Origin of the sequence: Neorhizobium alkalisoli, assembly GCF_007829835.1 — a bacterium.
Taxonomy (GTDB): domain Bacteria; phylum Pseudomonadota; class Alphaproteobacteria; order Rhizobiales; family Rhizobiaceae; genus Neorhizobium.
Genome location: NZ_VIWP01000011.1, coordinates 109,697 through 134,981 on the forward strand (window position 1 = coordinate 109,697; position 25,285 = coordinate 134,981).

Below are 25,285 nucleotides of genomic sequence, written 5' to 3' on the forward strand. Positions count from 1 at the left end.
GATCAAGCAAATTGATCTTATGTTCCGGACCATGGTGGCGGAACTTCAGCAACGGGCATTCGATGACGACTGGGCAGACGATTTCCCTCCGTCGGGTAGATTCGTCCCCGTCACAGTCGATGGGCGGCGTTACTGGTATTTCGACCAGCCCGATGGTGAGGGCGGGCAGAAGCGCCGCTATGTCGGCCCGGCCGACGATCCTTTGATTGCGGAACGTGTCGAGACATTCAAGGGAGAGAAGTCGGACTATAAGGCTCGCCGCAAGTTCGTTTCGACGCTGACCCGGGAAGCAGGTCTAATCGCGGCCGATCGTTTCACCGGCGATGTCATACAAGGACTTGCCAAGGCAGGTCTTTTCCGGCTGCGCGGAATTCTTGTCGGCACCGTCGCCTTTCAATGCTACTCGGCATATCTTGGCATCCGGCTGCCATCAGCTGCGATCCTGACAGGAGATGCGGATCTTGCCCAGGATTTTGCGATCTCCGCCGAAGTAGCAGATTCACTGCCGCCAACTCTTGATCTTTTGAAACAGATTGATCCGACATTTCGGCCCGTGCCGCATATCAGCGGTAGTCCTCGATCACATGCTTTCCGGAACCAAACCGGCTATCGGGTCGAATTCTTGACGACGAACAGGGGGGCGGAAGAATATTCGGATACACCGGCCAACATGTCGGCTCTCGGTGGCGCTTCGGCCGAGCCGCTGAGATTCATGGATTTCTTGATCCGTGATCCCGTTCGTTCGATCTTGCTACATGGTGCCGGTATCTCGGTGGTCATCCCTGATCCTTGCAGATATGCAGTCCATAAGCTGATCATTGCCGGTCGTCGCCAAAACGACGCTGGCGGTCAGGCTAAACGGGACAAGGACCTCAGGCAGGCCGGCATGCTATTCGATGCCCTGCCCGTGACAGGTCACGGGCCGTCGCTTGCTGATGCCTTGGAGGAAGCCTGGGATCGTGGGCCGGCCTGGAAGTTGGCGATCGCAGAGGCAGCCGAGATCATGCACAAGGAGTATTGGGATACAGTCAATCGGATGGTTGGCGTGCTTGATAGATAAGGTCGGCCTACGCCGGACGGAATAGAGCGCTCAATCTCCACGCATCACGTTCACACCTGTTTATCCTCGGGGCATCGCCATCGACGACATCTGGGACGAGTCGCAAGAGCTTTATTGCCGATGAAACACTTCAATCAGCGCCGTGTGCACATATTGGGGATAGCAAATCGGGGCGTAGTCTCGCGGCCAATTTTCAGCTACGTCGGCCTCGCTCCTCTGCTTTATCATCGAAGCCAGGTGGTTTTGTTTTTACCCAACTGACGAACTTCTGGATCGCGGGGTCCTCAAGAATAGCTGAGATCGTGGAGAACTTCCTTGCCAACTGGGCGTCCGTGAACGCTGCGTGTATGTGGCTATGGCATATCCGGTGCAAAGGCACCTTGATCTTGCCGCCCTTACTCTTGGGAACAAGATGGTGGTCCTCGATCTGGTCGCTAGGTATCACCCGCTCGCAAAGCGAGCAGACGACGGGCTCCGGCTCGACATCTTGCGAAACGAAATCGTCTCTGAGCTTGCGTGCCATCGATTGGCGTTTCTATATCGGCTGTCGGACTGTGTGCGCGCCGCTTCGATATACCATCCCCGGCATGCCGACAACACCAAGCCAGTATCAACAAGGCATTGGCGCCTGCATTGGAATCCGCTCGTGGCTCAGGAGAACCGACCGTAAAATCTCGGGACACTCCCGCGTTTCAGAGACGTGTGTTTCACAGGAGACCTTTTGCAGACTGGATTGATCACTCTAACCGAGGAGCGCGGTCCGTCGGGAAGTCGAAAACGAGGTCGTAGGCCGTGCTCCGCCCACCAGCCGCACCTTTGCGCAAGATACCCTTCGCCAACAGATCAGCTATATCGCGATATGCCGTATCCTGCGAGGCGTTCGTCAGCTTCGCCCACTTTGTCGATGTGAGCTTGCCTTCGCACCTGCCTTCCAGAAGTCGGTTTAGAACCTTTGCTTGCCGCGGATTGAGATCGCGTTCGGCATGCGCCTGCCAGAAATCATTCTTCAGCATGACGTTGTCGAGGGTTAGCAGAGCGTCGCCAACGGCATTGCCCAATCGTTCCAGGAACCATTCGATCCAGCTCGTGGTGTCGAGAGCATCCTTACGAACTGCAGAGCTTCATAATAGCCGGAGCGCGATCTCTCGATCGCTGCGGACGTGGCGACGCCGCGCGGCGTCTGCAAACGTCATGAATGATAAATAAACGGATCATATAGTGCAAAATGATCCGTTTATTTATCTTTCCTTTTGACTGGAAGAGACGATTTTGCTAGTTCAGCCGTCAGTCCTAAGATGACCGGAAGGATAGAGATGATGGCGCGCTCTGAGTCAGATGCGCTGCTGGATATCGGCCAATTGCTGAAGGCTACCCGCAAGGTCAAGCGATTGACCCAGGAGCAGGTTGCCGACATGGCGGGGATATCGCGTCCCCGCTATCGCGAGATCGAAGCCGGAAGCAGCGCCGCGCGTACGACGACCTTGATCAACATCGCCCGTGCTCTCGGGCTCGAGCTGATGCTCATCCCGCAGGCGATGGTGCCGGCCGTCGATGCTTTGCTGCGGCCGCACGACGATCTCGATGATCTTCCGGCATTCGTTGCACATCCAGACGGTGATCTTGGTGCCTAAGGCTTTTCCCAATCCGAGATCCATCTCGTCACTCAACGTGCTGATGAACGACGTGAAGGTCGGCACGATCGTACGGACGCCCGGTGATTTCAACGCATTCAGCTTCGAGGATAGCTATCGCGCGACAGGTGGAGTTCCCATCGTGAGCCTGTCTTTTCGCGCAGCCAGCGGCGGCTTGCGCAAAGACCCGAAGCCTGTTGCAAGAGCCTTGCCGGCGTTCTTTGCCAATCTTCTCCCAGAGGACAAATTGCGCGAGGCGATGGAGAAGCACCACGCGGGCAGCGTTCGCGCCGGAAACGATTTCGATCTGCTTGTCGCACTCGGGGCGGACCTGCCGGGGGCCGTCCGCGTCGTCCCGAGCGACGGAATGGTGGCGGATCTCGACGATATGCCTACTCCAAAACCGAAAGCACGGTTTTCGCTTGCCGGCGTGCAGATGAAGCTCTCGGTGATCAAGAATACGGGCAAGGGCGGCGGATTGACCCTGCCACTTGGCGATGAGCAGGGTTCGTATATCGCCAAGTTTCCGTCCACTTCATTTCCCGGCGTGTCGGAAAACGAATATGCTAATCTTGCCTTGGCAGAAGCGATCGGCATGGAGGTGCCGGAACGGGAACTTGTCGAGCAATCGGAGTTCGAAGGCATCCCGAAAGAGTTCGAGACGCTGTCGGATGGCAAAGTCCTGCTCGTCAAACGCTTCGATCGTGGCGCCCATGGTGAACGGATCCATATCGAGGACTTCGCCCAGGTCTTCGGCGTCAATCCTTCCCGGAAGTATGAAGGAGCCGCCTATCATGATATCGCTGCGGCCTTGAATGTTGCCGTGTCGTCGGCCGCCGCTCTTGAGTTCGTCCGCCGATTGGCTCTGGCTGCCTTGACGGGCAATGGCGACATGCACCTGAAAAATTGGTCATTGATCTATCGAGGTGCTGGCGACAAACCGGATTTCGCACCTGTCTATGACGTGCTCTCGACGATCCCGTACATCCCGTCGGACGCCATGGCTCTGTCGCTCGCCGGCGAGCGTGCTTTCAAGGCGTTGAACGTACCGCGATGGAAAGCCTTCGCCAATCGCGCACGACTGCCGGAAGCCGCAGTCCTCAAGGCGGTGGTCGACACGGTCGAACGCGTGGACAAATTCTGGTGGTCGCTGCCGGAACGCGACGTCGTTCCGGCAAAGGTTCTCGAGCGTATGAATACACATATACGGTTGATGGCACCGATCCTCAGCACGTGTGCGAACTGAGCAGCCGGCGGCGAGATGACAAACAGCCGTCCTAGCCTGCTCGCCAGTTTTCCTGGCGCATCTTCACGCGTTGCCAGAGACCGTCGTTTATAATCCGGAGCGACGGTACCTCTTGGACGACATGATGCTCGGCGGCGTTCTCGCGAGACACCCGACGTTCAGTGGCGGGATTTTTCCGATAGGCAAGGCGGCTGAAGACGATCCGCCCGATATAGGCCTGATTGTTCAGAATCCCGCTGCCACGATTACGATGACCGCGGATTGCGGTACCCTGCCATTGTCGGCCGCGCGGACCAGGCACCCCGCGTGCATTGAGCTCGTCGGCAATTTTTACCGGACTTTAGGCCCTCGGCATATCGCTCGAAAATCCAGATGATGGTGGCCGCCTCATCGGCGTCGATGGAGCGCAGCCCGCGTACGGGCTCGCCGTTTTCGTCGAATTCCCGCCTTATCCTGTAACCGTAACAGATGCCCCCGGGCACTCGGCCATGCTTGGCGACGGTCTTCATACCCTCGCGCGTCCGATAACGAACCTGTTCCAGCACTTCCTGACTGAGCACCGCCCGTAGCCCCAGTTCCATCGATGACACCGCGGCACCACCGTGAACTGTCCAGAGCTCGACATCATGAAATTGCAGGATCTTGAGGATACGGGCGCTGTGCTCCAGATCGCGAGACAGGCGATCAAGGGTCAGGCAGAGGAAAACGTCATAGGCGCCGGCATTTGACTTCGCCAACGCGGCCTGAAGGCCAGGCCTCGTCTCGAATGATGAGCCGCTGACACCGGCATCAACGAAAGTATCGGCCAAATACCAGCCTTGCCGAAGGACGAAATCCTTTCCGAGATCGACCTGTGTTTCGATCGAGGCAGGGTTCTGTTGATCTGTTGAATAACGCGCGTAGAGCACGACGCGCTTGGGGGCATGCATAATGACCGATCTCCCTGGTTTGAATCGCAATCACCATGGTAGAGATCGAGTATGGGATTCGGGGTTTTCATTCACCGCACAGATTCGATCTATGACGACAGCCCGGCTGAGCAATATCAGTTTCCGAGCCAGTATCTTGGGCGTGTCCAGGCCTGCGTCGGAGACTGGATCATCTATTACGAGCCCCGAAAAGTGGCAGCGACGCGTGGATATTTCGCGGTTGCCAAAGTCGCACAGATCATTCCGGATCCCAAAGCACCCGGAATGTATCTGGCTCTGATCGAGCCCGGCAGCTATCTCGATTTCGTCAACCCCGTTCCCTTCAGCGGGCAAGACGGCGTGATCGAGCGCGGAGTTCTGAATGACCAAGGACGGATTTCAGGACGTGCGCAGGCTGCGGTGCGGCCGATCTCAGCAGCGGATTTCAATCGCATTCTGTCGATCGGACTGGCGGAAGATCACCTTGAGTTGCCGCGATCTGGGGAAGCGGCAGTGACGTCGCAACCGGATGGGTTTTCGGACGGTGTGCAGGCTCCATTTACGTTCGAGCAGGAGAGGACGCGAGTTATGCAGCTCTCGTCACGTATTGTTCGCGATCGCCTGTTCCGTCGGCTGATTTTGCAAGCCTACGACAAGCGATGCGCCGTAACGGGCTTGAAGCTGATCAATGGCGGAGGCCGGGCCGAAGTCGACGCTGCTCATATTCGCCCGGTTGAAGCGAATGGTCCGGACATCTTGTCGAACGGCATCGCCTTGTCGGGAACGGCGCATTGGATGTTCGACCGCGGTCTCATCGGTTTATCGGACGATCTTGAGATCCTTGTCTCGCGCTACGCAAACGACCGCGACAGTATCCGGGGCCTCATAAACAGTACTGGAAAGGCAATCGGGCCAGCACGTATTCACGAGCGCCCGCATCCACAGTTTTTACAATGGCATCGTGAAAATACCTTCAAACATTAGCATGCCGATGGTTCAGACCCTTTCAAGAGCTTTAAACCATGAGAAATGGGCTGCCTCGCTCTGGAACGGAGCAAAAAAATCTAGCCAATGCTCGAATATGCCGTTCACTTCACTGCGGCGGTCGATCCCCTGTCGGCTTTCAAAACAAGATTTAGCCTGTAACCAAGTGCGTCAGCCACCTTTGCGATCGTCCCGAACTCTGGATTGCCATCCCCACTTAATGCCCGGTAGAGAGCAGGTCGTGTAAGTCCGGTATTCCGAGAAAGATCTGACATACCGCGCGCGCGCGCGACAACACCAAGAGCGCGAGCAATATGGTTTGCGTCTCCATCTTCGCTGGCAGCTAGAAGATATTCCGCAATCGCTTCCTCACTTCCAAGGAATTCGGCGGAGTCATACTCAAATGTCTCAAGTGGCATACGATTACTCCTTCAATTGCTGTGCCAGTTTTTTAGCTAATCGAATGTCTTTGTCTTGGGTACTCTTGTCACCAACACAGAGAAGAACATAGACGACCAACCCGTCCCGGACGAAATAGACCCGATAACCAGGTCCATAATTAATGCGGAGTTCGCTCACGCCTTCGCCTACTGGCCTTACATCCCCAGGATTTCCTGCGGCGAGACGGTCAACGCGGTCGGCAATTCGAGCTTGTGCGCGAAAGTCCTTTAGCGTTTTGATCCAGTCCGCATAATCACGGGTGCGCCTAATCGTGAACATGAATATATGTAATCTATAGGGGACAGAATATCAAGTCGGTGGTTATCCGGGAATATGGCAGTTTGAGGCTTTTGGCCTGAGTGTGGTTAGCCAAATGATTAAATAGGTTCAATCTTCATCACATCACGGCGACCACTCTGCTTTTGCTCTGGCTGTCCGCACGCGTTTTGGCCCTTTCGGGCGGCCTAAAGTCGGCCATTCCAAGGGGAAAATTGCAGCAAATATAACTGATCTGGCCAACGGGTCGGCGGTTCGTATCCGTTCAAGAGCGCTCTCGTCCAAAACGCTACATCAAATCAGGACGCCCCCATCGCCACTACCCGCATCTGATGATGCAAGGGATCGGCTGAAGGGTGCAGCAGCAATTCGTTTGGCCGTGCGGTCTCAACGCGATTCCGCCCAAGGGCTTTCGCCCGGTAGAGCGCGCCATCGGCGCTTGCAAGCATCCCGGCGAGGTCGCTGCAATCCGGTGCAGCAAGGCCGATGCTGACGGTAGCCGCGGTTTTCAAACCCTCTGCCCGAGCCGCTGCTTCGGCGAACCGGCTTGCGATCGCCGAGCCGCGATGGAGAGCCTGGGAATGGTCGCAGCGAGGCAGAAGCGCAGCGAATTCTTCACCACCCAGCCGGACAATAAGCGCGTCGGGCCCCGCTTCTTCGCGGGCGGTTTCGGCGAACAGCTGCAGAACCTTATCTCCGGTTGGATGTCCATGACGGTCGTTGATCGCCTTGAAGTGGTCGATGTCGAAGGCGAGCAGGGAGACGGGGTCACCATGCCGCTCCCTGAGTATCCGATCTGCCTGCTCAAAAAAGGCGTGACGGTTTGCAAGCCCAGTCAACTGATCGGTTTGTGACATGTGGAGCAGGCGGAGCTTTTCCTCCTCTCGAATAATCATCAGAAAGGACATCGGCATCGCTACCGAGTACAGGACGGCCTCGTACATCGTCGCCTTCCCGACGATGGAGATAATATCCTGCCCGTACCACTGGAGGAGAATAGGGGCTATGAACGCCCGGCCAAGGTAGAACACGGCATGGACGGCCGAAATCGATACTGCGATCGGACGTGAGCGCAATTGCTGGACCGTGCGGCTGCGCAGAAGTATCCATGCTGTCAGGCCGCAGGTCAGCGCGATGGGGATAGACGAGACATGGTTCCAGAAGGCGGCCGGGAAGTGCGTACCAGCGATCGTCCAGGCGATGGCTACGAAGCTCAACGCTGCGACGGACGGCCTGAAATACCATTGACCGTTGAGGCCGGCTATGGCGTTAAGGACCAAAAGGTAGCCCAACATCATCAGGATGTTGACCGCCCCCATGCCGAGCGCGACCGGAAAGTGGCTGCGGTTCATTTCAAGCACGCACCCGAGAACGAACGCGAAGAGTGCCGCGGCCAGAACACCGAGCACACGTGCGCGACCTGGATGTGCCTGCCTTTCCCAAAGGAGCAGCGACGCTGACACCAGCAGCGTTCCGACGGTTAAGTACCAGAGGGTTTGTAAATCGATCTGCATTGCTTTCCCTGCCTTACGTCAAAGCCTACAGGGTGGTCTTTACAAGGTTCTTTAAGTCGCCTCTGATATCGCCGATATGGTTGGCGTAACGTTAAGCGTGCTGTTGAGTGCCGGCGTCAAATCGAGGGATGCGTTCCGCGAAAGGGCTTGCCGGCCGATCGAATGCGACTGTAGCTGCAGCGGGCTGTGTCCTGAACTTCTTCCGAATTTCGATAGAGGCCGTTGCATCGTTAAAGCGCTCCCCAATCTTGGACCAGGGAACACCTTGATGCGTGATGAAGCACCGGCGGGTTTCAGTCCTTGCCAGCACCGGACGCGGTAATTTCGGTTTCAACGAAGATGCACGATCGATCTGCGGTGTTGGCCAAAGTGTCGGCTACGTCGCCGTAGGACAGTGTCTCGCTGGTGCGCCGGCTGACGCCAAGCACGATCAGATTGTATCCTCCGGAACGCGCCTGCCGTAGAATGGCAAGCTCCGGTGAGGCTCCCTTTTGGACGATCTTCTCCGGCTTCAGATCGTAATAGTCGGCGATCGAATCTATCTTGCGAAATACCTCGTCGCGGCCATTCCCCTGATCGCTGACGCGCGGCGCTGCCGAAGCCTGTCGCGGTTCCTCAATCAGGATCACTGCGCATTCCGCTCCGGCTGCCTTGGAGATGGCAATTCCGAACTCCGCTGCGCGGATCGATCTTTCTGTGCCGCTGACCGGTATCAGCACGTTGAAGCGCTTGCTTTCGGAGGGGAGATGATCACGCGCGGAGACGATGATCGAGGTGCCGGCGAAGGACGAGGTGATCTTGAGTAGGGCGTCGCTAAAGGCGCCGTTGCCATTGGTAGACGGCTCGATGCCGGCAAGTAGCAGATCATGGCCAGCCTCAGAAAGCTCCGTCAAAGCCGGTTCAATCGCGCCCTTCCTGTCGAAGCGCGTGACGTGGGCCTCAACAGGCTTCGAACCTTCTTCGGCGGGAACAGCCTTGGCATGTCGCTTGACGAGGTCTTCGATGCCGTCCTGCGCTGCCTCGCTCTCGTCTTCGCGTGGCTTCGAATGCTTGTCGTCCTTGATCCCCCCTTCGGTATCGAGCAGGGTTACCGGCATGCCGCGGCTCGATGCCAGCAGGCCCGCGACCCAGCCGGCGAGGCGACTGCTGGCGGAGCCGTCCACCGCGAGAACGACGCGTTCGAAACGGGCGACGAAACTGTCCTCCTCGAAGGCTTCCCGCTCCAGACGTCCTTTTTCCTCTTCCCGCAGCGGCAGCCGCGCCAAGGCCCAGCGAAGTGTCGGAGGCATAGCCATAGTGGTGATAACCGCCATGGCGACGATGACCGAAAACAGTTCCTCGTTGAGCACGCCGACCGACAGGCCGATCGTGGCGACGATCACCTCTGTCGATCCGCGCGCATTCATGCCGCAGCCGAGTGCCAATGCCTCGGACGTGGAGTAGCCCCCAAACTTGGCTGCTGCAAAAGCCCCACCAAACTTTCCAAGCGAGGCGATGAGAACGACTGCTACGGTCAGGATGGCGACCGATGGATCGGCAAGGACGGTCAGGTCGGTCTGCAGGCCGGTCAAACCGAAAAAGACCGGCATGAACAGTGCCGTGGTCAGAGCTCTGAGTTGCTGATCGATCTGGCGGGTCAGGATGGGCGACTCACCAACCAGAATGCCGGCGACGAAGGCGCCCAAAACCGTATGCACACCGATCGCGTCGGTGATCATCGCCATGGTGCCCATGATGGCAATAATGGCGCTCAATACCGGCAGTTCGCTTTTGAACGTGTCGTTTGTCCAGCGGATGATTTCGAAGACGATACGCCGACCGATGGTGAAGCTGAACGCCATGAAAGCCAATGTTCCGATGACGCTCTCGGCCAGCGTGAACAGATCCACCGTTCCGGTCTTCGCCAGTCCAAAGGTGACCGCGATGATGACCCACCCGATCGTATCGTCAATAATCGCGGAGGCGACGATCAACTGACCGACATTGCGGCGCATGAAGTTCATCTCGCGCACGACCGATGCGACGATCTTGACCGACGATATCGAGAGCGCCGTTCCGAGAAATAGCGAGGTTACCAGCCGTTTGTCGGGGTCGGGAAGGAAGCTTTCGGGGATAAACTCACCGAGCGCAAAGCCGGCCGCAAAGGGAATGACGATGCCGGTCAGCGAAACGCCGGACGCGGATTTTCGGAGCCTCTTGGCAAGGCCAAGATCGGTCTCCATTCCGGCCAGCAGCAAGAGGAACAGAATGCCGAGCTGGCCAACCGCATTGGCCATGCTCTTCTGCGCCTCGTCTGACGGAAACAGTGCGGTCTGCAAATCCGGCAAGATCAACCCGAGAACCGAAGGGCCAAGCAGAATGCCGCCGAGGATCTGGCCCATGATCGATGGCTGCCCGATCCGCACCATCAACTCGCCGAACAGGCGACCAGCCACCACGAGGAGAATGATCTGCAATAAAAAAAGGGCTTCGGATGGTGCAGCTGCCTTGTCCCCGCTCGCGGCAGCGGCGCTCGAGGCACCAAAGAATATCAAAAGGAAAAATGTCGCGGAAAGACAGGTGGATAGACGTATTCTGTTTTGCAATTTAAAGCGTCCCGGTCAGCGACGAGTTAACGCGGATCGCCCCGCCTCGTTCCCTTTTTCCCGGGCAATAATCTTGGGCGGCATGGACGCGCTCCTGTGATTTCACAAGCCTCCAAAGGTGTCAGCTACCGTTCAGATCACCAGCCAAGACAATGCCTCCTTCGCACGGTCGCGGGGACAGCAAGAGTTCTTTGAATGCCAAGTGGTCGGTCGGCTAATCGACAAATTCGACCGTAACGCCCGGTTTGACCATGCCGGCGAGCTCTTCGGCGTCCCAATTCGTCAAGCGAACACACCCATGCGAGCCCGCCTTTCCGATCAATTCCGGTTCCGGCGTGCCATGGATACCGTAGGTCGGCTCGGTGAGATCAATCCATACGCTCCCCACCGGTCCATTCGGACCGCCGGGTAATTCAAGTTTTGCCCTGTTGTTTCCCTGCTGAAAATTGATCTTCGGATTGTATGTGTAGACGGGCATCCTTGATACGCCCTTCACCTTGTGCAGCCCCGTCGGAGAGGGGGTATCCTCGCTGCCGATCGTTGCCGGATAAATGCTCAGCAGCGCCCCATCGTCAGCAAGTGCAAATACTTGCCCAGTTTTTCTGTTGACATCAATCCGTTTCACGACGCCCGCTTTGGGAGTTCCGGATATGGTAACGGCGATCGTCTCGCCAGGGACAAAGACAGCCGTCGGGTTAAGGGATTTCAGGAGATTGACATCCATGTGGAAGCGCTCGGCGAGCTTCTCGGCAATCGAGGTGTAGCCGAGCTGGGGCATTTCCGCTTGCTTGGCATAATCCTCGGGTATGCTGGCGACGAGATCTTGGCCATCGTCAGCCGTGATGGCATAAGCTTGCACGGCGGGCACCGCATCCGTCAGCCGCGCGAGCACATCCGGGTCAAGCTTGCCATCAACGGGAAGCTTTTGCTGCGCCTCAAATCCGGCGATGGCCTTGATCAGGTTATCGCAAAAAAAACCGTCGATCACCCCGGGGGAAGCGCCGCCACGGTCGAGCAGGACCTGTAGCTTGACGATCGCCGCATCGGGCTCCGGCGGTTTCTGTTGTGGCTTCTCCAAAGGCACGCTCTGGATTTGTGCGGCATTCACAGCCTCAGCATCGATAGCGGCTGCAAGCGATGGCGCTGAAAGCAGAGTGGCGGTGGCCAGGGCGGCGAGCGTGATGAGAGTTTTCATCAGCGGGTAAGCCATTGATCGGATTTTTGTTCCGTTCCTTGTCGGCGTCCAACTGTCTGGGGTGATGGTCGATCAGGGCACACAGCGCGACCCTGACTTAAGGGCACACCTATGGCTTGAGCAGGCGGATGAGGAAATCAAACTCCTTCAAGTTGCGATGCTGATCTGAGCCGATTGTGGCAACAGTCCAGTATTCTCTTGCAGACCCGAAAATGTCGGAAACCTGCACAATTTCCGTTTCGTCGCTGCCGTGGCTGCGAGCCCAATAATATGATCCAACACGGAGATCTTCGTGGTCGATGGTGATCGCTGTTGGCAATTCGCCCTTCCTGTCGCTGCAGAAACGTCCTGGCTTGCGCCAGGGTCAAACGGCCCCGCCAGATCGCCGGGGCCGTTGGTCTCTTAGAGAACGGTTACGTTCTCGGCCTTCGATTTGCCGGTCTTGCGATCCTGTCCGACGTCGAAGCTCACCTTTTGACCGTCCGTCAGGGAACCGCCGAAACCGACAGCCGAGATGTGGACGAACACGTCCGGGCCGCCATTGTCGGGCGTGATGAACCCGAAGCCTTTGTCTTGTGCGAAAAATTTAACTGTACCGGTTGCCATAGTTTCCTCGTCTGTTGATTGCGACCACGCTGGATTATCGATCGTCGTTTTGAACATCAAGCTCTCCAGATCCGACGCTCTTCACGCTCGGGGAATGGTGTTAAGCGCTTGGCTACCGCGCGCCCATGCGCTTCAGCCAAAATCGCCGACCCTGCCAATGCTCAAGATCACGACGGGGTCGCCTTCCTCTCCGACGACGGGATCATTGTCGCGACGCCAGGCCAGCACGCCAGCGTGATCATGGGCCAGCGCTTCGGCCGCCTCGATCGCCGCGGTTTCACTGGCGGCCAAGCGAGGTGGAAAAGCCTGCACGGCCTGATCGCGGTCATCGAGTTTGAAGGCGACGACATAGAACGATGTATAAGTACCAGGCATGCCGCTCCCCTTACTGCCGCGGCTGTCCGTTCGACGCTGACATCCCACCATCAACGGGCAGGTTCACGCCGGTGACGAACCGGGCGTCGTCGGATGCAAGGAATGCGATCACTGCGGCAACGTCCTCTGCTCTTCCCGGGCCGTTGAGGGCAAAACGGTCATTGAACTTGGCCACCAGCTTGTCGTCGCCCGTCATATCGTCGGTCATGCCGGTCTTGGTGAAGCTCGGGCAGACGGCATTCACGCGAACACCGTCCTTGCCATGATCCATCGCCATAGCCCGGGTCAGATTGGTAACGCCGCCCTTGGCGGCATTATAGGCCGCCATTCCCCAATCGCCGCCTGTCCCGGATACAGAAGACACATTGACGATCGAACCGCTTGAGGACTTGAGATGTGGCATGGCGGCACGCGAGGCGAAGAAGACACCGTCGAGATCGACCGCCATGACCTTGCGCCAATCGCCGGTGGAGAGCGATGCGACATCGCCTTGAGCGACCATGCCGGCATTGTTGACGAGCGTGTCGATGCGGCCGAATTTTTCGGCTGCCATACCAATCAACCCGTCGACGGCCGCCTCATTGGAAATGTCCGCTTCGATGATCAGAACTTGGTCGGCGGGATAGGATTTCGCGACATTTTCAAGCTTTGATCTGGTGCGACCGACAAGTACAACCTTTGCGCCCTCGTCTAGAAACCGCTCGGCGGTCGCCTTGCCGATACCGGATCCAGCTCCGGTGACGACGACAACCTTGTCCACAAAACGCCGCATGAAATGCTCCTTGGAAAATTGACGGCCTCCCGTCGTCACAAACGGGACGATGCCGATCAATGTTCCAAAGTCCGTCAGCGGCGCGATGGCGCCACCGCCTTCGACGATTTCCGGTCACCGCGTTCATCGTCCGGTCAGGGAACAATCCGTGGCTGGATCTGTTTGCCAATCTCCAACAATCAAAAACGGAGGAAACAATCATGGACCACACCAATCACGTACGTCTGACCCAGACCGAGCTCACCCCGGCTATCCTGGAAGGCGCAACCATCTACGGGGCTGACGACCACAAGGTCGGCAAGCTGGACCACGTACATGGCTCCGGCATGGGCAGCCAGGCCATCATCGATGTCGGCGGGTTCCTGGGGATCGGCGCCAAGCCGGTTGCTGTTCCGCTGTCCGACCTTGAGTTCATGCGCGACGAGGATGGCGACGTCCATGCCGTCACGACCTGGACCAAGGACCAGCTCAAGGACATGCCTGAGCACAAGCACTGAGATGACAAGAGCCCGGCCTCAGCGCCGGGCTCTTCGCTTGACTACTCGAATGCCAATAGCTTCCCGGAGATTGCAATGACCGTCGATCCGACCACGACCTATCCGAAGCCGCCCTTTGACAAGCAGACCCAGCCATTCCCGGGCCTTGCTGGCCAGATGCATCCCAAGCCGGATCACGGTGAGACCTCTTATGTCGGATCGGGCCGCCTTACGGGCCGCAAGGCATTGATCACGGGCGGCGATTCCGGCATGGGCCGTGCTGCCGCGATCGCCTTTGCGCGCGAGGGTGCAGATGTCGCAATCAACTATCTCCCTGACGAGGAGGCGGACGCCCGGGAAGTTATCGCCCTGATCGAGAAGGAAGGCCGCAAAGGCGTGGCGCTTCCCGGAGATCTTCGCGACGAGACCTTTTGCGAGACACTGATCGAGGACACTGTCGCAGCGCTGGGCGGCATCGACACGCTAGTCAATAATGCCGGGCGGCAGCAGCAGGCGCAGTCGATCACCGATATCAGCTCGGAAGACTTCGACGCGACGATGAAAACGAACATCTACGCGATGTTCTGGCTGACCAAGGCGGCGCTGAAGCACATGAAGCCGGGATCGGTCATCATCCAGACGACCTCGGAACAGGCCTATGATCCATCGGCCAATCTCGTCGATTACGCGATCACCAAGGCGGCCGGCATGAACTTCACCAAGTCCATGGCCAAACAGCTCGGGCCGAAGGGCATCCGTGTGAACGGCGTCGCGCCGGGACCGATCTGGACGCCGCTTCAGGTTTCGGGTGGTGCGACGATGGAAAAGCTTCAAGGTTTTGGCGGTGACACGCCAATGGGTCGCCCGGGCCAGCCGGCTGAACTCGCCTCCATTTACGTGCAGCTTGCTGATCCCAAGGCAAGCTATGCAAACGGACAGGTCTATGGAGCGGCGGGCGGTGGCGGCCAGCCATGATCGTCCGTCGATGGAGGCCGCCTCAGTGCTCGTCGTTCATCACCTCAATAATAGCCGATCCCAAGCTGGCCGCGAAGAAGATCAGACCGATGCTGGATGTCCATCTGGACTTTGTCGAAAGCCAGTTGCGGTCTCGACCGTGGTTTGCCGGCGACGACATAAGCGCGGCTGATGTCATGATGAGCTTTCCACTTGAAGCGGCTTCGAAACGCGCAGGGTTGGACCAAGGTCGCCCGGCGACGATGGCATGGCTTCAGAAAATTCACGCGCGACCCGCCTACAGGACTGCCCTAGAGCGGGGCGGCGCCTATGCGTATTCAAGATGATGGAGTGGAGATCGTCATGGCCCTGAAAGCGGTAGCTTTGAACGGAACGCTTAAGTCGTCTGGCGGTGAGCCGTCTTCGACAGATCACATGCTTGCTCTTATAGCCGACGGTATGCAGGGTTATGGGGTCGAGACGACCCTGTTTCGCTTGGCGGACCATAATATCTTGCCGGGCGTCACGTCCGACGAAGGGGAGGGCGATGCATGGCCTGCCATCCGAGACGCGATCCTCGGCGCTGACATCCTGGTTATAGGTAGCCCTATCTGGATGGGGCAGACATCGTCGGTGACCAAACGAGCGCTCGAGCGCATGGATGCCTTTCTGGAAGAGACTGACGAGCAGGGCCGAATGGTGTCCTACGGTCGCGTCGCAGCGGTCGCCGTGGTCGGCAACGAGGACGGCGCTCACAATGTCTCTGCCGAGGTCTACCAGGCCCTAAACGATGTCGGGTTTACGATCCCCGCCAACGCGGTCGCTTACTGGGTCGGAGAAGCGATGGGCAGCACCAACTTCGTGGATTTGAAGACGGTGCCTGACGTCGTGACCAAATCCGTGGATATGCTCGTCCGCAACACCGTCCATCTGGCAGAATTGCTCAAGGCATCCCAGTATCCGGGCGAGAAGGCATGATGGCGATGACGCAGACAAAGCCACGGTTGGTTGGCCTGAACCACGTTGCGCTGGAAGTCGCTGATATCGAAGAAGCGCTGCATTTCTACGGAAGTATTTTCTCGTTCGACCTTCGAGGCAGCCACAAGGACGACACGGGTCGTGTCGTGATGGCGTTCATCGATATGGGCGATCAGTTCATCGCGCTGAGCCGTGGTAGGCATCAGAAACCGGATCGCGATCGGCATTTCGGGCTGGTGGTCGATGACCGGCGCCAGGTCCGCGCTCTCGCCGAGAAAGCGGGCGCGAAATTGCTGGACGGAAAATTTCTCGATTTCCTCGATCCATGGGGTAACCGTATCGAGGTCGTTGAATACGGCGATCTTCAGTTTACCAAATCGCCGAGCGTCCTGCACGCCATGGGCCTGCACCTCCCCAAAACTGAGAAGGCGCAGAAAGAGCTCCACGACAAGGGAATGGGGTAAGCGTCATTCCTGTCCGGTCTTGATCGCCACCTTTTCGAAGGTGACATCAACGGTATTCGCGTAGCGTTTCCCGTTGACTTCGTCATGCCGCATGAATGTTGGCGGCTTGATGGTCACGTCGAGCTTGTAGTCCCCATCTCCCGGGACCTTGATGTTCGTGCCGTAGTGGTAGAGGCCAGGATGCCACACAAAAGGCACCTTGAAGGGGCCTACCGCCTTGCCGTTTGCAGGCGTCAATGTAGCCGTAATTTCCAGATAGGGTATGAAACGTTGGTCGCCGGCGTCGCTGACGGAAATCTCCAGATGGCAGTTTTCGTCGGTCGGCGCGTCCCATTCCAGTTCGCCTTCTCCCTTTAGCATGTACATGCCCTCGGCGCGCTCCTGGGCGTAGGCGACGATATAATCGCCAGCACGCTTCATGCCGCCACTGTCGGCTACTTCCTCAGCCATATATTTAAGGGAGGCGTGGTAGGCGGCGCCTTCCTTCTTGGCCATCGCAATCTGATGCCGATCTGCTTCGTCACTCGGCTTCTCGGGCGGTTTGCGGGCTGATGTTGTCATGGTCTTTCCAATCCGATTGGACGTCGAAGGGTAAATCGACCCGCCGCCATAGAGAATGGCAGCGGATCAGGGTTTCTGTCAGCCGAGGAACTCGATCAGATCGCGATTGAGACGCTCAGGCGCCGTGGCAAACAGCCCGTGAGGCTCACCATCGTATTCGATGAATTTTGCGCCGCTGATGCCTGCGGCCGCGGCGCGACCCGATGGATCGATCGGAACCGTCTTGTCCGACGTGCCGTGGATGATCAGCGTCGGAATGGTGAAGGCTTTCAGGTCGGGTCGGAAATCGGTGCGACCGAAAGCATCGATGCAGTCGATGGTGGCTTTAGGGCTCGCCATGACAGCAAGGACGAACGACCAGTCGAGTACGCCCTGGCTGACCGGCTTGCTGACCAGGCCCACTCCGTAGAACGTCTTCGCAAAGTGCTGCAGGAAGGCGAAACGATCCTCTCGGACCTGCGCTTTCATGTCGGCAAAGACGCTGGAATCGACACCATCCGGGTTGGAGACGTCTTTCAGCAGATACGGGACGACGGACGAAACGAGCACTGCCTTTGCAACACGCGCAGTCCCATGGCGCGCGAGGTAGCGCGCAATCTCACCGCCACCCATCGAGAAACCGACCAGATGCGCCTTCTGCAGATCGAGACTCTCCAGCACCGCGCCGAGATCGTCTGCGAAGACGTCGTAATTATAGGTGTCGGCGGGATGTCCGGATTGACCGAATCCACGCCGATCGTAGGTGATAACCCGGTAGCCCGCTTCGAGAAGAGCCAACGTCTGGTATTCGAACATATCGCCCGTCAGCGGCCAGCCGTGGATCAGCACCACAGGATGGCCTGTTCCCAGGTCTTTGACGTGCAACTGGACGCCGTCTTTCGCCTCGATGAATGCCATGGGTATTTCCTCTCTTGTGTGAAGAGGCTTAACCCGACCGTAAGCCTATCGTTCCTAGCCGGGTGCCGGAATTCCCCCAAACTTCTGCCATCAGTCGGTCTTCGCGTTGGAACTGCGGCGGTTCTCTGGAGTTTCGGTGGCAGTCCAGATTTCGGGGGCGAGTTTTGAAGGTGAAGGAGGTCGCAATGTCGGACGAAGATAGGATTAGAGAAGATGCCTACGCCAGATGGGAAGCTGAAGGTCGTCCCGATGGGCAGCATGAACGCCATTGGCGTGAAGCGAGCCAGGTTTACAGCTCTTCCGGGGCACCGCAGACATCTTACGACGCTGGGCGGTCTCAAGAGAAGGATGAGGGGATCAGGCCCGAAGACCTCGATTCGGAGAATGATCAAGGGGCGGCGTGAAGCCGACAGTTCCCGCCTGAACGTATAGTCCGCAGTTATCTGGAACGTTGGGTGACCACCGGACATTCTCACTCATATGATCAAGAAGAAATCCGATTTCCCCGTCTCCGCCGCCCGCCGCTATCTCGAACCAGGCCCCGTCGTCCTGATTTCCTCGCGATGGCAGGGCAGGGATAACATCATGACGCTGGGCTGGCACACCATCCTCGAGTTCGAGCCATCTCTGTGGGGCGCGATGATCTCGTCGGGCAATCACAGCCATCGCATGATCCGCGACAGTGGCGAGTGTGTCGTAAACCTCCCGACAGCCGATATGATCGACACCGTCTCGCGGATCGGCAATTGCGACGGCGACAACCTGGATAAATTCGAGGAGTTTGGGTTGACGAGAACGCAGAGCGCCGAAGTTGGCGCGCCTGGGATCGCTCAATGCCACGCATCCTTCGAATGCAAGGTCTACGACGATGCTCTCGTGAAAAGCCGCAGCTTCTTCGTCTTCGAGATCGTGAAGGCACATGTCACCGAACAGCCGGCCCATCCTGAAACCCTGCACTACATCGGCGACGGCTCGTTCGTGACCGCAGGCAAAGTGATCTCCAGGAAATCCCTGTTCACGAAGGTGAGATGATGACAGGGCTATTGTTTAACGAAGGCGAAACCCTGTTCGTTCGCTTCGAGGCGTTTGCCGTGCGGCTGACCTTCGGCTCTGGTGCGAGCCTCGGTATCGCGGTAATCGCTGGCGAGGACGAGGGGGTCGAGAACACCTTGGCTTACGGGGCGCTCGCTATCGGTCCCGACGTCATCGTCCTCTCGTGGCAGGAAACCATCGGGTCGAAGCCTGCCCCCGTTCGAGGTCACGGGTGATCCCGGCAAAGCGCAGGGCGATAAAGGCCATCAGGCTCGCGACCGCGAAGGCATTGAGGTTCAGGAGATGCGCAAGTCCTTCACCGCTCCATTGCCATAGTGGCGGGCCGATACAGGCGCGCGAGAAGATGAAGACGATAAACACAGTCGCCGCCAGGCCGCGTTGCCACCACACTTCCTTCAGCGCAAACAGCACCGCGACGAGCATGATGCAGGCGGCGAAGAACAGCTCCGTTCCAGCGCCGGTGCCAAAGAGTTTCGTTTCGAACAGGGTGTCGCCGGTTCCGACCAGAACCAGCCCTATGCGTGCCGCCAGTGCCGAACGACGGACGAGAAAGAGGACGCCCAGATAAAATGGTAGGGCGACAAGTGTGAACAACGAGGCCGCAACGCCCTCGCCGGTCAGATACCAGACGTAGAACGGATAAACGGGCTTGTTGAGGAGGATTATCAGGGCAACGTTCTCTGCCGCCCGCGCGCGAGGGTTAGGGACAGTCTCTCCATGAAGCAGGTTCGAGATCCTCGCGAAACTTTGGGCCATTCGTCATTCCGAAAATATTGAAGCGTGGTGAGCGGTCGGGCTGTGGTGATCTACGCTGCCATCGCGATTTAGTTTCGCGTCAGGCATTTATTTTGGCTGTCGTGAAACTCGCGGCGCACTCTGCTCGTATCAATGAAACGGGATGATCAAACATCCGTTCGAAACGAGGGTCCAGAATGCGCCATACTCGATCGCTGCGCCGATCCTTCACCGGCGTCCTGCAATCGGGATTTCGATGCGACCATCTCATGATAGTCCTGCTGCTGCTGATCTCTTGCGGGACCGCGGCAGCATCGCAGCGCGAGGAGCCCAAGCTTGTCGATGTCGGCGGCTTCAAGCTCAATAGCATACTCCTGAACGCTGGACGGCAGGCGGAGCTGCCACCCATCGTCTTCATTCATGGCGCCAGCACGAGCCTCTACGATCCGATGCTGTCGTTTCGCGAAAGGCTGGAGGGCAGGGCGAAACTTCTCTTCGTCGATCGTCCGGCCCATGGTCAATCCGATTCAGGCGGGCCTGAAAACATCCTGCCCGATGGCCAGGCGGATGCGATCGCGACATTGATGGATAAGCGTCATATCCAAAAGGCGATCATCGTCGGGCATTCCTTCGGGGGCGCCATCGCAGCGGCGCTCGCAGTCCGACATCCGGAGAAAGTGGCAGGTCTGGTTTTCCTTTCGCCGGCCGTCTATCCGTGGCCTGGCGGCGTGGCATGGTACTACGATGCGGCCCGACCGCCATTGATCGGCGACCTGTTCAGCGTAGTGGTTGCGGCCCCACTTGGCGTCCTCGCAATCGACCGGGCGACGAAAGCCGTCTTTGCCCCCAATTCGGTGCCTGCCGGTTACATCGAAAAGACAAAGGCGTTTCAGGCCCTGAGGCCTGGGGCGTTCCGGCACAACGCGCAGGAGGTCGGTGCGCTGAGCGACTGGGCAAAGACATTCAGTCCGCGATACAGATCGATCTCCGCGCCGACGGTTATCATCACCGGAGATGCCGACGGGATCGTCTCGCCGGAGATCCATGCCCGGCATCTTGCGCGAGACATCCGGGGGTCGCGGCTGATCATGGTGCACAATCTCGGCCATAAGTCGGACTATGTCACCAGTGATCTCGCCGTTGCGGCCATCGAGCGGGTTGCCGGCCGCAATGTCGATCTGCGCTCCGTGGCAAGAGCCGTGGAGAGAAGGATTGCGAATGACGGAAAGGATTGACGTCTGGCGTACACGCCTGACGATCCTGCTCGCCTTCGTTTTCGGCGTCGGTGGTGTTTTGCATCTCCTGATCCCCAAGCCCTTCCTGTCCATCACGCCGGAATGGGTTCCTTTTCCGGGCGCGGTCATAATGCTAACCGGGCTCTGCGAGATCGCAGGAGCGGCAGGATTGCTGGTGCCGCGCCTGCGGCGGATGGCCGGTTTGGGGCTTGCGCTTTACGCGCTCTGCGTCTTCCCGGCCAACATCAAGCACGCCAGCGACAGCCTTGGCGGGCCTGACCCGAGCCTTTGGCAATGGTTCTATCACTTCGTGCGCCTGCCGCTTCAGCCCGTCATCGTCTGGGCCGCGCTCTTCACCGGCCGAGCGGTTGCGTGGCCGTTCGCGGCAGGCAGCGGCAAGGCCGGCCCATAATCGGGCCGGCCCGGTCTAACGGTTACGTCGCCGGAAGAACGGCGATGTCGCGCACCTCGTTGTCGATCCCGGTGATCGGGCCGATTTCGGTGGCGGCGCCGGTTTCGAGGTTGACGGTATAGAGCGACTTGCCGGCGGCCAGATAGGCCATGTTCTTGCCGCCCTCCATGCCCTGGATGTCGAAAGCGTAAGTGGCCGGCTTTTCCTTCAGGCCAAGCTTGCCGATCGCCTTGAGCGTGCCGTCGTTCGGCTTCGTCTGCTGGACCAGCGCACCGATGGTCGCGTCGATATTGTACATCGCCGTCTTTTCCGGCTTGCCGATGGAGTTCGTATAGGCGGCGGAAACGATGTTTGGCGTCTCTCCCTTGTGCATGTCGCCGTCCTCGAAGGCGAGGGTGCCGTCAACGGTCACCGCACCGGTATCGGGATGGACGCGGTGGTTGGTGGTGCCGGTCATGAAGCGGAGGCGGTCTGCCATCGGGTTGAAGTCGACGACGACAGGTGCTTGCGTCATGGTCAGCATCTTGTCCATCTTGGCGACCTGCGTGGCAGCGCCGGTCTCCAGATTGATCGAGACGATCGAATGATCGGGCGTCACGCCAATGACCGTTTTGTTGCCGGGGCGGAAATCGATGCCGACCAGCTTGTCGACACCGGTAACATCCATGGTCTTGGTGACGGCGGGCTTTTCGGTGTCGAACATGATGAGCGTCTTGTCGCCGGTGAGCCCGAGAACCGGAGCGGCAGATGCCGCGGCGGCGGAGACTACGAGCATGGTGGAGGCGATGGCTGCGGTGCGAACAATGGTCATGAACTTCTCCCGTTGGGTTTGGTCTTGCCGAGAGCGTCATCTGCGGGTCTTGTCCGCGCTCTCGATGGTAAGACACGGCGGGAGAGGTCTCTGGATGCAGCGGCCGAAAATATTTCTGTCGCTGCATCTATTGAAGCGGTTTGCCGTGTCGCCATCATGCGGCTTGTGGCAAGCCGCTCACCGGATCGGGATTGGACCGAGGCATGTGGGCCATGACAATAAAGCAGGCGGAATATTCGCGGACGGACGGATATTTCGGGAGAGAGGACGGAACGACCTTGTCAGCAGATTTGTCGAGCGATCTCGAAACGGCTCTTCTCGCCTGCGCGACAGGTGATCGCAACGGGCTTCGCCGGATCTATGACAGCGAGGCAGGCCGGCTGGTCGCGGTCGCGCAGCGCATCCTGCGGCGGCACGATCTTGCGGAGGAGGTGGTGCAGGAGGCTTTCCTTCGCATCTGGACCCATGCCCATCAGTACCGGCCCGGCCGTGGTTCGGCACGCGGATGGATTTATGCCATCGTGCGGAACCGGGCCTTGAACATGCTGCGCGACGGGAAGCGGGAAGACATCGTTGCCGAAGACAGGCTGGATGCTCTGCAAGAGGCCGGGCAGATGGACGAGATCATGGCCGCCTGGCAGAAGCTCGATCGTGACACCCGGCTGCGCGAATGCCTGGGTGGGCTGGAGGAGGTCAGGCGTCGGAGCATATTGATGGCCTATGTTGGCGGCTTCACCCATGGCGAAATTGCCGGCCGGCTCAAGATCCCGCTCGGCACCGCCAAGTCTTGGATACGCCGCGGCCTGTCCTCGTTGCGGGAGTGCCTGGCATGACGATCGATCCCAAGGACTTTCCGGCGTTGGCCGACGAATACGTTCTCGGTCTGCTCGATGAGGCAACTGCAGATAGGATTGCGAGGGACCTTGAAAGCAATCAGGACCTGGCAGACGCCGTTGCTGCAGCACAGGACCGCTTCCTGCCACTCGACATGGCTGTGGAACCTGCCCGAATTTCGGCATCGCTCTGGACCTCGATCGAGGAACGGCTCGGTAGCAACAACGCCCGGTCCGCATCCGGATCGCCCGAAACACCCAGCGTAAGGCACGCCGGCAATGACAATATCAGGCCAGGGTGGCGGGTGGTCGCACTGTCCGCAATTGCGGCTTCGCTGATCCTTGCGATCACACTCGTCTGGACCACCATGCGAACGGTCGAACCGGTCGTGGTCGCCGTGCTGCTGAACGAGGCGGGCGAGGTCCAGGCCATTGTCGAGGATTTCGGCAACGAAACCGCCAAAGTCCGCCTGCTTACCGATTTCGCGGTGCCGGCCGACAAGACCATGCAGGTATGGACGCTTCCGTCGCGGACAATGGGACCGATGTCGCTCGGCCTCCTAGAGGAAAAACACTCGGCAGTCCTTAAGTCCATCAGCCTTCCGCGTCCAAAAGAAACCCAACTCTACGAGATCACTCTCGAAAACAGCGGTGGATCGCCGACCGGCCGACCGACTGGCCCAATACTGGCCAAGGGCTTTGCAAAGCTGATGCGCTAAGGGTTGTCGCAGCATTGATGCTTCAATCGCGCAGCCGGACAAGCGATTGTGAAAGCGTCAATCGGTAGTGGGACGCTCGAGGTCGCGGGTTCGGATCCGTTCAAGAGCGATGCACCCGGCTATATGCCGGGTACAGATTTATCAGAATGGATGTTTGCTATCCGCGTAAAAGGCACGGTTGAACGGCGTCTCGAACGTATAGGTCACATAACGCGGCATCTGCGTGCCTGCTTTTTTCGCCATGGCGTTCAAAGCATCCGCACTTGTATCGCCCCATTTGCCGGTATCGAGCCGATCGACCATCGCCTGGATCGCGGCTTCCGCTTCGGAAACCTCCGTCTTGCAATGGCCTGAAGCCTGCAGGAAGGCGCGGCGGTAAAGATCCTCGTGCCCTTCCTTCTTGACCGCGACAGCATAACCTTCGGAAAGATGCGGCGGCAGCAGCGCGTCACCGAGGCCGTGAATGTGCAGGAGCGGAACCTTGATATCGCCGCCGATCAGCCGACCGGGTTTCAGCCAGTAATTGACGCCATCCCTGGAACCTTCGATACGCGGCTGGGCGTCGATCTGGTCCAGATCCTTTTCGATCGCGTCCTTGCCGCCGAGGCCTGCCTTTTCGTAGAGCTCGGCAATGATCTTCTTTTGCTGAGCATCCGCACCCTTCTCGTAAAACGCCTTGTAGTCGATTCCGGAATTCCACGAGGCGAGCCCGGCAGGGTTGTCATAAAGCTGGCGGCGCTTGACCGAATTGGCAAGCCCGTCGCTGGCCGATTTGACCATCGCCTTTTCGAGTGCGGCGAGATCGTCCGAGGCAGGTTTTGCAGGTGTATCTTCGATCGAACCCCAAGTCGGCCATTGCGATACAGCGACGGCAAGCGCAATCCGTGCCCGGCCTTCCGGTGTGGCCTGGGCCTTGTCCATCACCGCCTTCCAGGCGTCATAGGCTGCCGGCAGAGCCGAATTCGGCACCGGCGCGACCATCAGGTCGGAACCGGGGGCGAGCAGGGCCTTCAGAGCGAAAGGCAGGTCGAGCCAGGTATTGGCGACCGCCATGCCGCCGGTGCCGCGGGCATTGAACGCAACAGCGCCGTTGATCTTGTCGGGATGTTTTTCCGCCATGGCGAGGGTCACATAACCGCCGCCCGAGCAACCATACTGGATCACATGTTTGGCCTTGCCGAATTTCTGGGCGAAGAGATCGATGACTGCGGCCTGGGCATCGAGTTCGGTCAGCGGGTCGTGTTTCGTCATACGTTCGGGATGGCGGCCGGTGCCGATATAGGCGTAGCCCTTGGCCAAGAGATCGACCGGGATCGGATCCTTCAGGTTGGTGACGGCATCGAGATCACTGATGACGATGCCGTTCCAGTTCCCGGGCATGGAGATCTGATAGGGGAAACCGGAGGGCAATGTTCCCTCCTCGTGTTTGGCGTCGGCGGCCATTGCCGTCGAGGCCAACAGGGCGCTGCCGAGAGCAAGGGCGGCAATTGCAGTTCGATATCCGAGCATTTTCTCCTCCTGAAATCCGGATGTCAGTTGATGGAATGCGTGCCCGGCGCATGAC

The 25,285-nt window shown here is 58.6% G+C and carries 34 protein-coding genes; 16 read left to right on the forward strand and 18 right to left on the reverse strand.

What is annotated here, in order from left to right; genetic code table 11:
• The first annotated feature begins 1 nt into the window (after position 1).
• Positions 2-1,060 carry a nucleotidyltransferase family protein gene (locus FHW37_RS28060; protein ID WP_246690968.1) on the forward strand — a complete coding sequence of 353 codons (1,059 nt, stop codon included), beginning with the start codon at positions 2-4 and terminating at the stop codon, positions 1,058-1,060.
• A gap of 193 nt (positions 1,061-1,253) precedes the next feature.
• On the opposite strand, the gene FHW37_RS28065 is transcribed toward FHW37_RS28060, so the two are convergent.
• Complete coding sequence (locus tag FHW37_RS28065; RefSeq protein WP_145642463.1) at positions 1,254-1,583, reverse strand: HNH endonuclease; 330 nt, start codon at positions 1,581-1,583, stop codon at positions 1,254-1,256.
• 214 nt (positions 1,584-1,797) lie between these two features.
• Positions 1,798-2,073, reverse strand: a complete 276-nt coding sequence (locus tag FHW37_RS28070; RefSeq protein ID WP_145642465.1) for a hypothetical protein — start codon at positions 2,071-2,073, stop codon at positions 1,798-1,800.
• 303 nt (positions 2,074-2,376) lie between these two features.
• Between FHW37_RS28070 and FHW37_RS28075 the strand changes: the two genes are divergently transcribed.
• Both FHW37_RS28075 and FHW37_RS28080 read left to right on the forward strand, forming a co-directional pair.
• Entirely contained in the window at positions 2,377-2,691 is a 315-nt protein-coding gene (locus FHW37_RS28075; protein WP_145642467.1) for a helix-turn-helix domain-containing protein, read from the forward strand.
• A gap of 43 nt (positions 2,692-2,734) precedes the next feature.
• Positions 2,735-3,937 (forward strand): type II toxin-antitoxin system HipA family toxin, encoded by a 1,203-nt coding sequence (locus FHW37_RS28080; RefSeq protein WP_210249337.1) that lies wholly within the window; start codon positions 2,735-2,737, stop codon positions 3,935-3,937.
• Positions 3,938-3,968: 31 nt separating this feature from the next.
• Here FHW37_RS28080 and FHW37_RS34270 read toward each other — a convergent pair whose 3' ends face one another.
• Together FHW37_RS34270 and FHW37_RS28085 are read right to left on the reverse strand one after the other, a co-directional pair.
• On the reverse strand, positions 3,969-4,238 hold the full coding sequence (locus FHW37_RS34270) for a recombinase family protein (RefSeq protein ID WP_246690959.1): 270 nt from the start codon (positions 4,236-4,238) through the stop codon (positions 3,969-3,971).
• Positions 4,183-4,845, reverse strand: a complete 663-nt coding sequence (locus FHW37_RS28085) for a recombinase family protein (RefSeq protein WP_246690960.1) — start codon at positions 4,843-4,845, stop codon at positions 4,183-4,185. The genes FHW37_RS34270 and FHW37_RS28085 overlap by 56 nt, the downstream gene beginning before the upstream one ends.
• A gap of 72 nt (positions 4,846-4,917) precedes the next feature.
• Between FHW37_RS28085 and FHW37_RS28090 the strand changes: the two genes are divergently transcribed.
• Positions 4,918-5,829 (forward strand): HNH endonuclease, encoded by a 912-nt coding sequence (locus tag FHW37_RS28090; protein ID WP_145642470.1) that lies wholly within the window; start codon positions 4,918-4,920, stop codon positions 5,827-5,829.
• 104 nt (positions 5,830-5,933) lie between these two features.
• Here FHW37_RS28090 and FHW37_RS28095 read toward each other — a convergent pair whose 3' ends face one another.
• The 9 genes from FHW37_RS28095 to FHW37_RS28135 all read right to left on the reverse strand — a co-directional run bounded on the left by FHW37_RS28095 (position 5,934) and on the right by FHW37_RS28135 (position 13,593).
• Positions 5,934-6,248, reverse strand: coding sequence for an addiction module antidote protein (locus FHW37_RS28095; protein WP_145642472.1), 315 nt, complete (start codon positions 6,246-6,248; stop codon positions 5,934-5,936).
• A 4-nt stretch (positions 6,249-6,252) separates the two neighbouring features.
• Complete coding sequence (locus tag FHW37_RS28100) at positions 6,253-6,549, reverse strand: type II toxin-antitoxin system RelE/ParE family toxin (protein ID WP_145642474.1); 297 nt, start codon at positions 6,547-6,549, stop codon at positions 6,253-6,255.
• Between the two features lie 296 nt (positions 6,550-6,845).
• The gene (locus tag FHW37_RS28105; protein WP_145642476.1) at positions 6,846-8,060 is read right to left on the reverse strand and encodes a GGDEF domain-containing protein; all 1,215 of its coding nucleotides are present in this window, start codon (positions 8,058-8,060) and stop codon (positions 6,846-6,848) included.
• Positions 8,061-8,353: 293 nt separating this feature from the next.
• On the reverse strand, positions 8,354-10,516 hold the full coding sequence (locus FHW37_RS28110) for a cation:proton antiporter (RefSeq protein WP_246690961.1): 2,163 nt from the start codon (positions 10,514-10,516) through the stop codon (positions 8,354-8,356).
• Positions 10,517-10,859: 343 nt separating this feature from the next.
• Positions 10,860-11,840, reverse strand: coding sequence for a L,D-transpeptidase family protein (locus FHW37_RS28115; RefSeq protein ID WP_145642480.1), 981 nt, complete (start codon positions 11,838-11,840; stop codon positions 10,860-10,862).
• 109 nt (positions 11,841-11,949) lie between these two features.
• Positions 11,950-12,159, reverse strand: coding sequence for a hypothetical protein (locus FHW37_RS28120; protein ID WP_246690962.1), 210 nt, complete (start codon positions 12,157-12,159; stop codon positions 11,950-11,952).
• A gap of 83 nt (positions 12,160-12,242) precedes the next feature.
• Positions 12,243-12,446 (reverse strand): cold-shock protein, encoded by a 204-nt coding sequence (locus tag FHW37_RS28125; RefSeq protein ID WP_145642551.1) that lies wholly within the window; start codon positions 12,444-12,446, stop codon positions 12,243-12,245.
• 132 nt (positions 12,447-12,578) lie between these two features.
• Entirely contained in the window at positions 12,579-12,821 is a 243-nt protein-coding gene (locus tag FHW37_RS28130; RefSeq protein ID WP_145642481.1) for a hypothetical protein, read from the reverse strand.
• A 10-nt stretch (positions 12,822-12,831) separates the two neighbouring features.
• Positions 12,832-13,593 (reverse strand): SDR family NAD(P)-dependent oxidoreductase, encoded by a 762-nt coding sequence (locus FHW37_RS28135; protein ID WP_145642483.1) that lies wholly within the window; start codon positions 13,591-13,593, stop codon positions 12,832-12,834.
• Positions 13,594-13,793: 200 nt separating this feature from the next.
• Between FHW37_RS28135 and FHW37_RS28140 the strand changes: the two genes are divergently transcribed.
• The 5 genes from FHW37_RS28140 (at position 13,794) to FHW37_RS28160 (ending at position 16,465) form a co-directional block, all read left to right on the forward strand.
• A complete protein-coding gene (locus FHW37_RS28140; RefSeq protein WP_145642485.1) occupies positions 13,794-14,090 on the forward strand; it encodes a PRC-barrel domain-containing protein in 297 nt (98 codons plus the stop codon).
• A gap of 75 nt (positions 14,091-14,165) precedes the next feature.
• On the forward strand, positions 14,166-15,044 hold the full coding sequence (locus tag FHW37_RS28145) for an SDR family oxidoreductase (protein WP_145642487.1): 879 nt from the start codon (positions 14,166-14,168) through the stop codon (positions 15,042-15,044).
• Positions 15,041-15,370, forward strand: a complete 330-nt coding sequence (locus FHW37_RS28150) for a glutathione binding-like protein (protein ID WP_145642489.1) — start codon at positions 15,041-15,043, stop codon at positions 15,368-15,370. The genes FHW37_RS28145 and FHW37_RS28150 overlap by 4 nt, the downstream gene beginning before the upstream one ends.
• Before the next feature lie 16 nt (positions 15,371-15,386).
• A complete protein-coding gene (locus FHW37_RS28155) occupies positions 15,387-16,001 on the forward strand; it encodes a flavodoxin family protein (RefSeq protein ID WP_145642553.1) in 615 nt (204 codons plus the stop codon).
• Positions 15,998-16,465: a VOC family protein gene (locus FHW37_RS28160; protein ID WP_246690963.1), complete on the forward strand. Its 468-nt coding sequence runs from the start codon at positions 15,998-16,000 to the stop codon at positions 16,463-16,465. Before FHW37_RS28155 ends, FHW37_RS28160 begins: the two co-directional genes overlap by 4 nt.
• Positions 16,466-16,468: 3 nt before the next feature.
• On the opposite strand, the gene FHW37_RS28165 is transcribed toward FHW37_RS28160, so the two are convergent.
• The gene (locus tag FHW37_RS28165) at positions 16,469-17,026 is read right to left on the reverse strand and encodes an iron transporter (protein ID WP_145642491.1); all 558 of its coding nucleotides are present in this window, start codon (positions 17,024-17,026) and stop codon (positions 16,469-16,471) included.
• Positions 17,027-17,104: 78 nt separating this feature from the next.
• Positions 17,105-17,923 (reverse strand): alpha/beta fold hydrolase, encoded by an 819-nt coding sequence (locus FHW37_RS28170; RefSeq protein ID WP_145642493.1) that lies wholly within the window; start codon positions 17,921-17,923, stop codon positions 17,105-17,107.
• Between the two features lie 185 nt (positions 17,924-18,108).
• On the opposite strand from FHW37_RS28170, the gene FHW37_RS28175 reads away from it, so the two are divergent.
• The 3 genes from FHW37_RS28175 to FHW37_RS34730 all read left to right on the forward strand — a co-directional run bounded on the left by FHW37_RS28175 (position 18,109) and on the right by FHW37_RS34730 (position 19,191).
• Entirely contained in the window at positions 18,109-18,327 is a 219-nt protein-coding gene (locus FHW37_RS28175; RefSeq protein WP_145642495.1) for a DUF2934 domain-containing protein, read from the forward strand.
• A gap of 76 nt (positions 18,328-18,403) precedes the next feature.
• Positions 18,404-18,955: a flavin reductase family protein gene (locus FHW37_RS28180; protein WP_145642497.1), complete on the forward strand. Its 552-nt coding sequence runs from the start codon at positions 18,404-18,406 to the stop codon at positions 18,953-18,955.
• Complete coding sequence (locus tag FHW37_RS34730; protein ID WP_432442910.1) at positions 18,955-19,191, forward strand: MoaF-related domain-containing protein; 237 nt, start codon at positions 18,955-18,957, stop codon at positions 19,189-19,191. Before FHW37_RS28180 ends, FHW37_RS34730 begins: the two co-directional genes overlap by 1 nt.
• On the opposite strand, the gene FHW37_RS28185 is transcribed toward FHW37_RS34730, so the two are convergent.
• Positions 19,127-19,732: a hypothetical protein gene (locus tag FHW37_RS28185; RefSeq protein WP_246690964.1), complete on the reverse strand. Its 606-nt coding sequence runs from the start codon at positions 19,730-19,732 to the stop codon at positions 19,127-19,129. The genes FHW37_RS34730 and FHW37_RS28185 overlap by 65 nt on opposite strands.
• Before the next feature lie 248 nt (positions 19,733-19,980).
• Here FHW37_RS28185 and FHW37_RS28190 point away from each other — a divergent pair, with 248 nt between their 5' ends.
• Positions 19,981-20,946 carry an alpha/beta fold hydrolase gene (locus FHW37_RS28190; RefSeq protein WP_246690970.1) on the forward strand — a complete coding sequence of 322 codons (966 nt, stop codon included), beginning with the start codon at positions 19,981-19,983 and terminating at the stop codon, positions 20,944-20,946.
• Positions 20,930-21,358, forward strand: a complete 429-nt coding sequence (locus FHW37_RS28195; protein WP_145642501.1) for a DoxX family protein — start codon at positions 20,930-20,932, stop codon at positions 21,356-21,358. The genes FHW37_RS28190 and FHW37_RS28195 overlap by 17 nt, the downstream gene beginning before the upstream one ends.
• 22 nt (positions 21,359-21,380) lie before the next feature.
• Here the strand turns inward: FHW37_RS28195 and FHW37_RS28200 are convergent, their stop codons facing one another.
• On the reverse strand, positions 21,381-22,169 hold the full coding sequence (locus FHW37_RS28200; protein WP_145642503.1) for a DUF4394 domain-containing protein: 789 nt from the start codon (positions 22,167-22,169) through the stop codon (positions 21,381-21,383).
• A gap of 278 nt (positions 22,170-22,447) precedes the next feature.
• Between FHW37_RS28200 and FHW37_RS28205 the strand changes: the two genes are divergently transcribed.
• Complete coding sequence (locus FHW37_RS28205; RefSeq protein ID WP_246690965.1) at positions 22,448-23,002, forward strand: sigma-70 family RNA polymerase sigma factor; 555 nt, start codon at positions 22,448-22,450, stop codon at positions 23,000-23,002.
• Positions 22,999-23,721: an anti-sigma factor gene (locus FHW37_RS28210; protein ID WP_145642507.1), complete on the forward strand. Its 723-nt coding sequence runs from the start codon at positions 22,999-23,001 to the stop codon at positions 23,719-23,721. The genes FHW37_RS28205 and FHW37_RS28210 overlap by 4 nt, the downstream gene beginning before the upstream one ends.
• 141 nt (positions 23,722-23,862) lie before the next feature.
• Here the strand turns inward: FHW37_RS28210 and FHW37_RS28215 are convergent, their stop codons facing one another.
• A complete protein-coding gene (locus FHW37_RS28215; protein WP_145642509.1) occupies positions 23,863-25,230 on the reverse strand; it encodes an alpha/beta hydrolase family protein in 1,368 nt (455 codons plus the stop codon).
• Positions 25,231-25,285 lie beyond the last annotated feature (55 nt).